This is a genomic window from Streptomyces scabiei 87.22 (assembly GCF_000091305.1).
Lineage (GTDB): Bacteria > Actinomycetota > Actinomycetes > Streptomycetales > Streptomycetaceae > Streptomyces > Streptomyces scabiei.
The window spans coordinates 8,426,164-8,439,563 of record NC_013929.1 but is presented as its reverse complement, the minus strand read 5'-3'; the positions used below and the strand labels follow the sequence as shown (position 1 = coordinate 8,439,563).

The 13,400-nt window shown below is 64.0% G+C and carries 8 protein-coding genes and 3 rRNA genes; all 11 read right to left on the bottom strand.

Annotated elements, in window-relative coordinates; translation table 11 throughout:
- Positions 1-19 precede the first annotated feature (19 nt).
- The 11 genes from SCAB_RS36545 to SCAB_RS36495 all read right to left on the bottom strand — a co-directional run bounded on the left by SCAB_RS36545 (position 20) and on the right by SCAB_RS36495 (position 13,126).
- Entirely contained in the window at positions 20-493 is a 474-nt protein-coding gene (locus tag SCAB_RS36545) for a bifunctional nuclease family protein (RefSeq protein ID WP_005475662.1), read from the bottom strand.
- Positions 494-577: 84 nt separating this feature from the next.
- Positions 578-1,333: a transcriptional regulator FtsR gene (gene ftsR, locus SCAB_RS36540; protein WP_013005131.1), complete on the bottom strand. Its 756-nt coding sequence runs from the start codon at positions 1,331-1,333 to the stop codon at positions 578-580.
- Positions 1,334-1,374: 41 nt separating this feature from the next.
- Complete coding sequence (locus tag SCAB_RS45525) at positions 1,375-2,346, bottom strand: FHA domain-containing protein (RefSeq protein WP_078580247.1); 972 nt, start codon at positions 2,344-2,346, stop codon at positions 1,375-1,377.
- A 61-nt stretch (positions 2,347-2,407) separates the two neighbouring features.
- Positions 2,408-3,289, bottom strand: a complete 882-nt coding sequence (locus SCAB_RS36530; RefSeq protein WP_013005129.1) for a DUF881 domain-containing protein — start codon at positions 3,287-3,289, stop codon at positions 2,408-2,410.
- Between the two features lie 5 nt (positions 3,290-3,294).
- Positions 3,295-3,627 (bottom strand): small basic family protein, encoded by a 333-nt coding sequence (locus SCAB_RS36525; RefSeq protein WP_009343209.1) that lies wholly within the window; start codon positions 3,625-3,627, stop codon positions 3,295-3,297.
- Positions 3,624-4,529, bottom strand: coding sequence for a DUF881 domain-containing protein (locus SCAB_RS36520; RefSeq protein WP_086022909.1), 906 nt, complete (start codon positions 4,527-4,529; stop codon positions 3,624-3,626). Before SCAB_RS36520 ends, SCAB_RS36525 begins: the two co-directional genes overlap by 4 nt.
- Before the next feature lie 98 nt (positions 4,530-4,627).
- Positions 4,628-7,123 carry a mannose-1-phosphate guanyltransferase gene (locus SCAB_RS36515; protein ID WP_013005127.1) on the bottom strand — a complete coding sequence of 832 codons (2,496 nt, stop codon included), beginning with the start codon at positions 7,121-7,123 and terminating at the stop codon, positions 4,628-4,630.
- A 116-nt stretch (positions 7,124-7,239) separates the two neighbouring features.
- Positions 7,240-7,848 (bottom strand): CDP-alcohol phosphatidyltransferase family protein, encoded by a 609-nt coding sequence (locus SCAB_RS36510; protein WP_013005126.1) that lies wholly within the window; start codon positions 7,846-7,848, stop codon positions 7,240-7,242.
- A 109-nt stretch (positions 7,849-7,957) separates the two neighbouring features.
- Positions 7,958-8,074: ribosomal RNA gene (gene rrf / locus SCAB_RS36505) — 5S ribosomal RNA — on the bottom strand.
- 94 nt (positions 8,075-8,168) lie between these two features.
- A 23S ribosomal RNA gene (locus tag SCAB_RS36500) occupies positions 8,169-11,291 on the bottom strand.
- A gap of 309 nt (positions 11,292-11,600) precedes the next feature.
- Positions 11,601-13,126, bottom strand: a 16S ribosomal RNA gene (locus tag SCAB_RS36495).
- Together the 16S, 23S and 5S rRNA genes form the textbook arrangement of a ribosomal RNA operon.
- Positions 13,127-13,400: the final 274 nt, after the last annotated feature.

Genomic DNA, 13,400 nt, shown 5'->3' with positions numbered 1-13,400 from the left:
TGCGACCGTCCGCCCGGCCTCACTGACTGTTCGTCCCGAAGTCCTCGGGCGAGATCTGGTCGAGGAACTCGCGGAACTTCTCCACCTCGTCCTCCTGCTCGTCCGGGATCGCGATGCCCGCGTCGTCGAGCACCCCGTCACTGCCGAAGATCGGCGTCCCGGTACGCAGCGCCAGCGCTATGGCGTCGGAGGGCCGGGCACTCACCTCGACGCCACTGGCGAAGACCAGCTCCGCGTAGAAGACGCCCTCACGCAGATCCGTGATGCGCACTTCCGTGAGCTCCTGGCCGACGGCCTCCAGCACGTCCTTGAACAGGTCGTGGGTCAGCGGTCGCGCGGGGGCCATGCCCTGCTGGGCGAAAGCGATCGCCGTCGCCTCCCCCGGCCCGATCCAGATGGGGAGGTAACGGTCGCCTCCCACTTCGCGCAGGAGCACGATCGGTTGGTTGGAGGGCATTTCGACCCGGACACCTACGACATCGAGCTCGTTCACACAGCAACCCTAGGCCGTGCTCGGGATGTTTGGGTAGTCGGGCCCGGATCGGCCGGCCGATCCGCCACGGGCGAACACCACACCTCAGCGCGACCGCACACCCAGCGCACCGCGCACGAGGGCGGCGTGCAGCTTGACCGTCAGCCCCGCCAGCTCCCTCACCCGCTCCTCCGCATGCGCCCTGGTCTGCGGATTACGGTGCCGCCGCAGCGGTGCCACCACCTGGTCGACGAGCCCCGCCTCACGGTCGGCGGCGGCCCGCATCACCCTCAGATGCCGCGGCTCGATACCGAATCGTCCCAGTTCGACCACAAGCGTGGCGATGGTGAGAACGTCGGCGTCGTACGACCCGTCCGGCAGCGGGGCCACCAGCCCGTACGACTCCCACTCGGCGAGCTGCTCCTCGTCGATGCCGGCGCCGGCGATGAACTCGCCCCGCCCGATCCGTGCGGCCGCCGGTTCCTCGGGCTCGCCGAACAGCTCGCTCAGGCGCTCTCCGTCGCCCACGTCCCGCTGCCGCCCCACGGACGGCAGCCGGACGTCCTCCCCGCGCTCCAGGGCCTCCAGATGCTCACGGATCACCTTGAGCGGCAGATAGTGGTCCCGCTGCATCCTGAGGACGCGTCCGAGGCGCTCGACGTCCCCCGCGCTGAACTTCCGATACCCCGAGGGGGTCCGCCGCGGCTCGACGAGCCCCTCGGACTCCAGGAAACGGATCTTGGAGATGGTCACCTCGGGGAACTCGTCACGCAGTGCGTGGAGAACCGTGCCGATGCTCATCAGGTCACTGTCCGCGGCGGCGGTGCCGTGGTCGGCACCACCGCTCGTCGTTCGAAGCATGGACCTTCCCTGGGGTTCCCCGGAGCCGGTCCGGGGGAGGGTCAGTAGCCCCGCTGGCTCGCGTAGAAGACCAGCCGGTACTTGCCGATCTGCACCTCGTCGCCGTTGTGCAGGGCGACCTGGTCGATCCGCTCGCGGTTGACGTACGTCCCGTTCAGGCTGCCGACGTCGGCGACCGTGAACGAGCCGTCCTGGGCCCGCCGGAACTCCACATGGCGACGCGACACCGTCACGTCGTCGAGGAAGATGTCGCTCTGCGGGTGACGGCCGGCGGTGGTGAGGTCGCCGTCCAGCAGGAAGCGGCTGCCCGCGTTCGGACCGCGGCGCACCACCAGGAGCGCCGAACCGAGCGGCAGCGCGTCGACGGCGGCCTGCGCCTCGGGAGAGAGCGCCGGCAGCTGCGTCTGGCCGGTGACCTCGGAGTCGTAGGCTTCCAGGCCGGAGATGGAGATGGTCGAGGTCGTCTCGGACGGACGCTCGGCGGTCGCGCCGGCCCGCAGCGGAGCACCGCAGTTCGAGCAGAAGCGGCTGTTCTCCGCGTTGCGGTTACCGCACCTCGTACACACCAGGGCCGACATCGACGGATCCTCCTGCCGCGGCTGCCCCGCCGGGGCATGGGACGCATACGGGTCTGAGCTGAACCCTCCACCCGTACCTGAGGTTGACGGTTCCCCGAAACCTATGCGGCCCGACTGCGCAGGGTCAACAGACGGCGCGCCCTGACCTCCCGAAATGTCACCCCCCGGACCAGAGACCTGGTCCCGGAACATGGGGCGCTCGCCACCCTGGCCCTCCGCCTCGGAAGGCTGCGCGCGATGGCGGGAGGTCGCGTTGTCGCTGCCCTCTCGCGCGCTCTTGCCGAACAACTTCGCAAACAACTTCACGGGCGATTCCCCTTGACCGAAACAGACCCGCCCGTGGGGCAGGACGAACCCTGACTGAACACACCGGCCGACCCGGACAACCTCACAACGTCCGTATCCACCAGACAGTTTCCACCACGCACCACCCATTCGGTGCGCCGACCCCCCGCAACCTCATGCCCTCGCCGGACGGGCCCCATGCACCTGCGCTTCACCGGGAGGACGACCGAGCGTAGTCAGGCCGCTTCGCTGCTCGCAAGGCGTCCACGACGATCTTCTCCGCCCGCCGCACAGTCACGGTGGCCTGCTCCTTCTCCAGTGTCTGCACCACGCCTCCGGGGATGTTCAGTGCGGGCTCCAGGTCCTTCGGGTTGCCGATGACCTTGAAACGAAAAGGCTGGGTGATCTTGTTCCCGTCGACGCTGATCCCCTCACCGGACTCGGTGAGATAGGTGCTGGCCACGACCCGTACGCCGTTCACCTGGATCGCCTCGGCGCCGGCCGCGCGCAGCTCCTGGATGGCGTCGAGCAGCATGTCCGCCTCGACCGTTCCCTTCGTGTCGTCGACCGTCAGTGTGATGCCGGGTCCCTGCGCCGCCACCGTGCCCGCCAGAATGCCGAGTTGCCGTTCCTTCTCGACCGTCTGCCTGCGCGCCTCCTCGGCCTGGTCCGAACTGTTCTCCAGCTCGGTGCGCTGATCCTCGAGACCCTGCTTCTCCTCCTCCAGACGCTGCGTACGGTCATCGAGTTCATCGAGGATGCGTACGAGATCTTCCTGACGTGCTCCGCGCAGCGCGCTGTCGTCGTTGGTGGAGGCCACCTGGATCGCCAGCCCGAAGCCGAGGCCGAACAGCAGCAGCGCCACGATGAGTTGGGCGCGGGTGAAGCGCGGCGGCCACAGTCCCTGCGCCAGGCGCTGCCGCCCGGTCCGCCCGTCCTTGTCGTTCTCCTCCCGGGGAGCCTCACCGGGCTCCTGGGCGGCCGTGGAGGGCACCTCCTGAGGGAGCTCCCGGCGCAGCCTCGTCGTGGGCGCGTCGTCCTCTCCCCTGCCCTCGGTCGGCTCGGCTCCCGGCGTCTCGTCCCGCCCGTTCATCGGCCTCACGCCCGGAACACGTGCCGGCGGATCGCCGCGGCGTTGGAGAAGATGCGGATACCGAGGACGACCACGACGCCCGTGGACAGCTGGGCACCGACGCCCAACTTGTCGCCGAGGAAGACGATCAGGGCGGCCACGACGACGTTCGACAGGAACGAGACCACGAAGACCTTGTCGTCGAAGATGCCGTCCAGCATCGCGCGCAGGCCGCCGAAGACGGCGTCGAGAGCGGCGACCACGGCGATGGGGAGATACGGCTCGACGACCGCCGGTACCTCGGGCCGGACCAACAGTCCGGCCACGACTCCGAGGACGAGGCCCAGTACGGCGATCACGATGTGCCCTTCTCTGTGCTGGGTTCTGCTGTTCGTACGATCACGCTCGGTGCGGCCGGCACCTTGATGTCGTCCTCGACGGAGATGGTCGGCCTGATACCGAAGTTCTCCTTGAGGGCATGCAGGTACAGCCCGTCGGGGCTGTTCTGGAACCGGGTGCTCAGCCGCTGCCCGTCGCCCACCGCGAGGACCGTGTAGGGCGGCGCGAGTGGCTTGTTGTCGACCAGTATCGCGTCCCCGGCGGCCCTGATCGCCGACAGGGAGGTGAGCCGCTGTCCGTTGATCGAGACGGCCTCGGCGCCGGACGCCCACAGGCCGTTGACCACCCGCTGCATGTCCCGGTCGCGCACCCGGCCCGTGTCCGAGAACCCTGAGGTCTCGCGCGGGTCGCCGTCACCGCCCCGGGCGGCGTCCTTGGAGTCGTTGACGACGAGCCGGACCCCGGGGCCGTGCACCTCGACGGCGCCCGACAGGACGCTCACCAGGTCGTTCCCGTGACGGCCGCCGCCGTCCTCCAACGCCTTGCGCTGGCGCGCGCTCACATCGTCACGGAGCGCGTCCACGGACGTCTCCAGCTCGTCCGCGGTCGCCGTCTCCCGCTGGATGCGGTCGATGAGTTCCTCGCGCTCCTTGGCGACCACGGGAGCGCTTATCCGCGCCTGCGCCGCGCCCACCGTCACCACGAGCGCGGCCAGCACCAGGCCGGCCGCGAGCCCCAGCTTGGCCCGCACGGTCTTGGGCATGCCCTCGGCGCCCGCGGCCTTCCTGCGGGCGGCGGCCTCGGCGTATCCGTCGTCGAGGCTGTGGTCCATGACGTTGGTGAGCAGCGACATGGAGGCGTCCGGACGCGACGGGCGCGTGGGTGTGCTCCGAACGGGGGGCTGCTGCGGCATGCCGCACATCGTCGCACGTCGCGACCACTACCTCCGAACGGCCCCACCGGCGTGCCGGACAGGCCCCGTTGAGGGCACTTGTCCGGCACGCGCGCGTGCGGGGCCGTTCAGCGTCCGGCGCTGTCCACGACCGCCGCCCACTCGTCGAGCAGGGCCTGCGCGGAGGCGTCGTCGGGCCCCTCGGCCCACAGATGGGTGACGGCCTCGGCCGGGTCCGGCAGCACCATCACCCACCGCCCGTCGGTCTCCACGACCCGCACACCGTCGGTCGTGTCGACGAAGCGGTCTCCGGCCGCCTCCACGACCCGGCGCATCACCAGGCCCTTGACGGCCCACGGGGTGGCGAGGTCCCGCTTGAGGACGTGCGCCCGCGGAATCCGCGCGTCGATCTGGCTGAGCGTGAGCTGCGTCCGTGCCACGAGCCCGATGAGCCGTACGAAGGCCGCGGCCCCGTCGAAGACGCTGCTGAACTCCGGCACGATGAACCCGCCGCGCCCGTCACCGCCGAAGATGGTCGTCTCGTCCCCGCCGACCCGCGTGAGGTCGTCCGGAGACGTGGTCGTCCACTCGACCTGGGTGCCGTGGTACGCGGCGACCTGCTCACCGATCCGGGTGGTGGTCACCGGCAGTGCCACCCGGCCGCTGCGCCGCTCCGCCGCCACCAGGTCGAGCATGACCAGCAGGGCCCGGTCGTCCTCGACGATCCGCCCCTTCTCGTCCACGAGCGACAACCGCTCACCGACGGGGTCGAACCGCACACCGAACGCCGCCCGCGAGGACGCCACGATCTCGCCGAGCCGCACCAGCCCGGAGCGCCGCATGTCACCGGTCTCCGTCGGCCTCGACTCGTCGAGACCCGGGTTGATCGTCAACGAGTCGACACCCAGCTTGCCGAGCAGACTGGGCAGCACCAGGCCGGCGCTTCCGTTGGAGGCGTCCACGACGACCTTGAGCCCCGACTCGGCGATGCCGGTCGTGTCGACGTTGCGCAGCAGCGATCCGGTGTACGAGTCGAACACGCTGGCCGGGAAGTGCAGGTCCCCGATCTCCCCCGGGAACGCGCGCCGGTACTCCTGCCGCGCGAACACCCGGTCCAGCTTGCGCTGACTGCCCTGGGAGAGGTCGGCCCCCTGCCCGTCGAAGAACATGATGTCGACCGAGTCCGGCACCCCGGGGGTCGTCCGGATCATGATCCCGCCGGCACTGCCCCGCGCGGTCTGCTGCCGGGCCACCGGCAGCGGCACGTTCTCCAGGTCCCGGACGTCGATGGCGCTGGCCTGCAGCGCCGAGATGACCGCCCGCTTCAGCGCACGGGCGCCCCGGGAGTGGTCGCGGGCGGTGGTGACCGTGGAGCCCTTCTTGAGCGTCGTGGCGTACGCTCCGGCCAGTCTGACGGCCAGTTCGGGGGTGATCTCCACGTTCAGGATTCCGGAGACACCACGGGCGCCGAACAGGTGCGCCTGCCCCCGGGACTCCCAGATCACCGACGTGTTGACGAAGGCGCCGGCCTCGATCGTCTTGAAGGGATAGACGCGGACGTTCCCCTGGATGATCGATTCTTCGCCGACGAGGCACTCGTCGCCGATCACCGCGCCGTCCTCGATCCGCGCCGCCCGCATGATGTCGGTGTTCTTCCCGACCACGCATCCGCGCAGATTGCTGTGCTGCCCGACGTACACGTTGTCGTGGACCACGGCCTTGTGCAGGAAGGCCCCGCTCTTCACGACGACGTTCGAGCCCACGACGGTGTGCTCCCGGACCTCCGCGCCGGCTTCGACCTTGGCGTAGTCCCCGACATACAGCGGACCGCGCAGGACGGCGTCCGGATGTACCTCGGCGCCTTCGGCGATCCACACCCCGGGCGACAGCTCGAACCCATCGATCTCGACGTCCACCTTGCCCTCGAGCACGTCGGCCTGCGCCTTGACGTAGCTCTCGTGCGTACCGACATCCTCCCAGTAGCCCTCGGCGACGAAGCCGTAGACCGGCTTGCCCTCCTTCATCAGCTGCGGGAAGACGTCACCGGACCAGTCGACGGGAACGTCGGCCTCGACATAGTCGAAGACTTCGGGCTCCATCACGTAGATGCCCGTGTTCACGGTGTCCGAGAAGACCTGACCCCAGGTCGGCTTCTCCAGGAACCGCTCGACCTTGCCTTCTTCGTCGACGATCGTGATACCGAATTCCAGCGGATTCGGCACCCGCGTCAGGCAGACGGTGACCAGCGCGCCCTTTTCCTTGTGGAAATTGATGAGCTCGGTGAGGTCGAAGTCCGTGAGGGCGTCGCCGGAGATGACGAGGAACGCGTCGTCCTTCAGTGCCTCCTCGGCGTTCTTCACGCTCCCCGCGGTACCGAGTGGCTTCTCCTCGTTGGCATAGGTGAGCTCCATCCCGAGCTCCTCGCCGTCACCGAAATAGTTCTTGACGAGTGACGCCAGGAACTGGACTGTAACGACGGTCTCATTGAGCCCATGCTTTTTGAGCAGCCTCAGCACGTGCTCCATGATCGGGCGGTTCGCCACGGGCAGGAGCGGCTTGGGCATGCTCGAGGTCATGGGGCGAAGGCGTGTGCCTTCACCTCCGGCCATCACGACGGCCTTCATGTCGGAAGCGTCCTCCTTGAAGAGACGACGGTCTGGCCGACTTCACCCGTCCGGATTGTCCCGCACTTTTTCGAAGCGGGCCATCTGGCCACCTACGGCCGCCCTATCGGGCGGGCTCAATCGGCCATGGCGTCCGCACTGACGAGTCGGCGGACCTGAACCACGTAGAGGATCCCTGCCCACCAATAGAGCGTTGTACCCCATCCGGCGAACGCCCATCCGAAAATAGCAGCGAGTGACGGGATCCACCCGCTTCCGTCACTGAGCAGGAGCAACGGGAACGCGTACATCAAGTTGAAGGTGGCCGCCTTGCCGAGGAAGTTCACCTGGGGCGGCGGATAGCCGTGCCGCCGGAGGATGCCGACCATCACCAGCAGCACCAGCTCGCGCAAGAGAAGTACAGCGGTCAACCAGAATGGCAGAATCTCGCGCCAGGTGAGTCCGACCAGGGTCGACAGAATGTACAGCCTGTCCGCCGCGGGATCGAGGAGCCGGCCCAGGCTGCTGATCTGATTCCAGCGCCGCGCCAGCATGCCGTCCAGATAGTCACTGACGCCGCTGAGAGCGATCACCAGGAACGCCCAGCCGTCGACCTTGGGGCCGCCGAACTCGGGCCAGAGGATCAACCACAGGAAGACGGGCACACCAACGAGCCGCGCCATGCTGAGAATGTTCGGGATGGTGAGGACCCGGTCCGTCTGGACCCGGGTCTCCTGTACCTCCACCCGGGGGCCTCCTGTGGGAAATGAGCCAACGATGCCCCCTGACCCTACCTCAACGCAAAAAAGCTCTGGCTCCTGGGCGGTATGCCCAAGAGCCAGAGCTATAAAAGGAGTTCGGCGGCGTCCTACTCTCCCACAGGGTCCCCCCTGCAGTACCATCGGCGCTGTAAGGCTTAGCTTCCGGGTTCGGAATGTAACCGGGCGTTTCCCTCACGCTATGACCACCGAAACACTATGAAACACTCAACCGCACCATCCCCCGTGACCAAACGGGAATGGGGTTGTTCGTGGTTTCAGAACCAACACAGTGGACGCGAGCAACTGAGGACAAGCCCTCGGCCTATTAGTACCAGTCAACTCCACCCATTACTGGGCTTCCATATCTGGCCTATCAACCCAGTCGTCTACTGGGAGCCTTACCCCATCAAGTGGGTGGGAATACTCATCTCGAAGCAGGCTTCCCGCTTAGATGCTTTCAGCGGTTATCCCTCCCGAACGTAGCCAACCAGCCATGCCCTTGGCAGAACAACTGGCACACCAGAGGTTCGTCCGTCCCGGTCCTCTCGTACTAGGGACAGCCCTTCTCAATATTCCTGCGCGCGCAGCGGATAGGGACCGAACTGTCTCACGACGTTCTAAACCCAGCTCGCGTACCGCTTTAATGGGCGAACAGCCCAACCCTTGGGACCGACTCCAGCCCCAGGATGCGACGAGCCGACATCGAGGTGCCAAACCATCCCGTCGATATGGACTCTTGGGGAAGATCAGCCTGTTATCCCCGGGGTACCTTTTATCCGTTGAGCGACGGCGCTTCCACAAGCCACCGCCGGATCACTAGTCCCGACTTTCGTCCCTGCTCGACCCGTCGGTCTCACAGTCAAGCTCCCTTGTGCACTTACACTCACCACCTGATTGCCAACCAGGCTGAGGGAACCTTTGGGCGCCTCCGTTACCCTTTGGGAGGCAACCGCCCCAGTTAAACTACCCATCAGACACTGTCCCTGATCCGGATCACGGACCCAGGTTAGACATCCAGCACGACCAGACTGGTATTTCAACGACGACTCCACCCGAACTGGCGTCCGAGCTTCACAGTCTCCCAGCTATCCTACACAAGCCGAACCGAACACCAATATCAAACTGTAGTAAAGGTCCCGGGGTCTTTCCGTCCTGCTGCGCGAAACGAGCATCTTTACTCGTAGTGCAATTTCACCGGGCCTATGGTTGAGACAGTCGAGAAGTCGTTACGCCATTCGTGCAGGTCGGAACTTACCCGACAAGGAATTTCGCTACCTTAGGATGGTTATAGTTACCACCGCCGTTTACTGGCGCTTAAGTTCTCAGCTTCGCCACCCCGAAGAGTGACTAACCGGTCCCCTTAACGTTCCAGCACCGGGCAGGCGTCAGTCCGTATACATCGCCTTACGGCTTCGCACGGACCTGTGTTTTTAGTAAACAGTCGCTTCTCGCTGGTCTCTGCGGCCACCCCCAGCTCAAGCAGCAAGTGCTATCACCGGTGATGGCCCCCCTTCTCCCGAAGTTACGGGGGCATTTTGCCGAGTTCCTTAACCATAGTTCACCCGAACGCCTCGGTATTCTCTACCTGACCACCTGAGTCGGTTTAGGGTACGGGCCGCCATGAAACTCGCTAGAGGCTTTTCTCGACAGCATAGGATCATCCACTTCACCACAATCGGCTCGGCATCAGGTCTCAGCCTTGTGTGATCCGGATTTACCTAGATCACGGCCTACACCCTTACCCCGGGACAACCACCGCCCGGGATGGACTACCTTCCTGCGTCACCCCATCACTCACCTACTGCAAGTCTGGTTCGTCGGCTCCACCACTCCCCTTTGCCCGAAGGCTCCGGGACGGCTTCACGGACTTAGCATCGCCTGGTTCGATGTTTGACGCTTCACAGCGGGTACCGGAATATCAACCGGTTATCCATCGACTACGCCTGTCGGCCTCGCCTTAGGTCCCGACTTACCCTGGGCAGATCAGCTTGACCCAGGAACCCTTGGTCAATCGGCGCAAACGTTTCTCACGTTTGTATCGCTACTCATGCCTGCATTCTCACTCGTGAACCGTCCACCACTGCCTTCCGGCGCGGCTTCACCCGGCACACGACGCTCCCCTACCCATCCCAGCAGGCGTTGGCCCTATACGCTGGAATGACACGACTTCGGCGGTACGCTTGAGCCCCGCTACATTGTCGGCGCGGAATCACTAGACCAGTGAGCTATTACGCACTCTTTCAAGGGTGGCTGCTTCTAAGCCAACCTCCTGGTTGTCTCTGCGACTCCACATCCTTTCCCACTTAGCGTACGCTTAGGGGCCTTAGTCGATGCTCTGGGCTGTTTCCCTCTCGACCATGGAGCTTATCCCCCACAGTCTCACTGCCGCGCTCTCACTTACCGGCATTCGGAGTTTGGCTAAGGTCAGTAACCCGGTAGGGCCCATCGCCTATCCAGTGCTCTACCTCCGGCAAGAAACACACGACGCTGCACCTAAATGCATTTCGGGGAGAACCAGCTATCACGGAGTTTGATTGGCCTTTCACCCCTAACCACAGGTCATCCCCCAGGTTTTCAACCCTGGTGGGTTCGGTCCTCCACGAAGTCTTACCTCCGCTTCAACCTGCCCATGGCTAGATCACTCCGCTTCGGGTCTTGAGCGTGCTACTGAATCGCCCTGTTCGGACTCGCTTTCGCTACGGCTACCCCACTCGGGTTAACCTCGCAACACACCGCAAACTCGCAGGCTCATTCTTCAAAAGGCACGCAGTCACGACGCATTGAGTAAACTCAATGCGCGACGCTCCCACGGCTTGTAGGCACACGGTTTCAGGTACTATTTCACTCCGCTCCCGCGGTACTTTTCACCATTCCCTCACGGTACTATCCGCTATCGGTCACCAGGGAATATTTAGGCTTAGCGGGTGGTCCCGCCAGATTCACACGGGATTTCTCGGGCCCCGTGCTACTTGGGTGTCTCTCAAACGAGCCGCTGATGTTTCAGCTACGGGGGTCTTACCCTCTACGCCGGACCTTTCGCATGTCCTTCGCCTACATCAACGGTTTCTGACTCGTCTCACAGCCGGCAGACTGTGAAAGAGAGATCCCACAACCCCGTATACGCAACCCCTGCCGGGTCTCACACGCATACGGTTTGGCCTCATCCGGTTTCGCTCGCCACTACTCCCGGAATCACGGTTGTTTTCTCTTCCTGCGGGTACTGAGATGTTTCACTTCCCCGCGTTCCCTCCACTTGCCCTATGTGTTCAGGCAAGGGTGACAGCCCATGACGACTGCCGGGTTTCCCCATTCGGAAACCCCCGGATCAAAGCCTGGTTGACGACTCCCCGGGGACTATCGTGGCCTCCCACGTCCTTCATCGGTTCCTGGTGCCAAGGCATCCACCGTGCGCCCTTAAAAACTTGGCCACAGATGCTCGCGTCCACTGTGCAGTTCTCAAACAACGACCAACCACCCGTCACAACCCGCTTCACGCGAATTTTTACCGGGGCCGGCACTGAAGGCAGCCGTACGGCCATACCCTCAGACACCCAACAGCGTGCCCGACCAGTCTCTCGTCCGGAGATCATGCTTTCCACACCCACAAGGGGTAGTACTCACAGCCTCCGGCCCGACGAACCGGCCGAATAATCAACGTTCCACCCATGAGCAACCACCGTCGAACATTCGCCGACGTTGTGGCCCTGGCTGCCTTGCGGCAGCTAGATGCTCCTTAGAAAGGAGGTGATCCAGCCGCACCTTCCGGTACGGCTACCTTGTTACGACTTCGTCCCAATCGCCAGTCCCACCTTCGACAGCTCCCTCCCTTACGGGTTGGGCCACCGGCTTCGGGTGTTACCGACTTTCGTGACGTGACGGGCGGTGTGTACAAGGCCCGGGAACGTATTCACCGCAGCAATGCTGATCTGCGATTACTAGCAACTCCGACTTCATGGGGTCGAGTTGCAGACCCCAATCCGAACTGAGACAGGCTTTTTGAGATTCGCTCCGCCTCACGGCTTCGCAGCTCATTGTACCTGCCATTGTAGCACGTGTGCAGCCCAAGACATAAGGGGCATGATGACTTGACGTCGTCCCCACCTTCCTCCGAGTTGACCCCGGCAGTCTCCTGTGAGTCCCCATCACCCCGAAGGGCATGCTGGCAACACAGAACAAGGGTTGCGCTCGTTGCGGGACTTAACCCAACATCTCACGACACGAGCTGACGACAGCCATGCACCACCTGTACACCGACCACAAGGGGGCGACCATCTCTGGCCGTTTCCGGTGTATGTCAAGCCTTGGTAAGGTTCTTCGCGTTGCGTCGAATTAAGCCACATGCTCCGCTGCTTGTGCGGGCCCCCGTCAATTCCTTTGAGTTTTAGCCTTGCGGCCGTACTCCCCAGGCGGGGAACTTAATGCGTTAGCTGCGGCACCGACGACGTGGAATGTCGCCAACACCTAGTTCCCACCGTTTACGGCGTGGACTACCAGGGTATCTAATCCTGTTCGCTCCCCACGCTTTCGCTCCTCAGCGTCAGTAATGGCCCAGAGATCCGCCTTCGCCACCGGTGTTCCTCCTGATATCTGCGCATTTCACCGCTACACCAGGAATTCCGATCTCCCCTACCACACTCTAGTCTGCCCGTATCGAATGCAGACCCGGGGTTAAGCCCCGGGCTTTCACATCCGACGCGACAGACCGCCTACGAGCTCTTTACGCCCAATAATTCCGGACAACGCTCGCGCCCTACGTATTACCGCGGCTGCTGGCACGTAGTTAGCCGGCGCTTCTTCTGCAGGTACCGTCACTTTCGCTTCTTCCCTGCTGAAAGAGGTTTACAACCCGAAGGCCGTCATCCCTCACGCGGCGTCGCTGCATCAGGCTTTCGCCCATTGTGCAATATTCCCCACTGCTGCCTCCCGTAGGAGTCTGGGCCGTGTCTCAGTCCCAGTGTGGCCGGTCGCCCTCTCAGGCCGGCTACCCGTCGTCGCCTTGGTGAGCCGTTACCTCACCAACAAGCTGATAGGCCGCGGGCTCATCCTTCACCGCCGGAGCTTTCCACACTCATCGGATGCCCGAGAGTGTCGTATCCGGTATTAGACCCCGTTTCCAGGGCTTGTCCCAGAGTGAAGGGCAGATTGCCCACGTGTTACTCACCCGTTCGCCACTAATCCCCACCGAAGTGGTTCATCGTTCGACTTGCATGTGTTAAGCACGCCGCCAGCGTTCGTCCTGAGCCAGGATCAAACTCTCCGTGAATGTTTACCCGACTGTGCTTAATTAAAAGCGTCGGTGCACACATCACGAGAGCGGAACCACCAGAGGAATAGTCCGATGGTTCACAGCGTCCTCGCTGTGTTTTACTTCAAAGGAACCTCGTCCCAGCAGATGCTGGAGACGGGGTATCAACATATCTGGCGTTGATTTTTGGCACGCTGTTGAGTTCTCAAGGAACGGACGCTTCCTTTGTACTCACCCAAGAACTTTCTCAGGCTTTCCTCCGGGCGCTTCCCTTCGGTGTTCCAAACTCTAT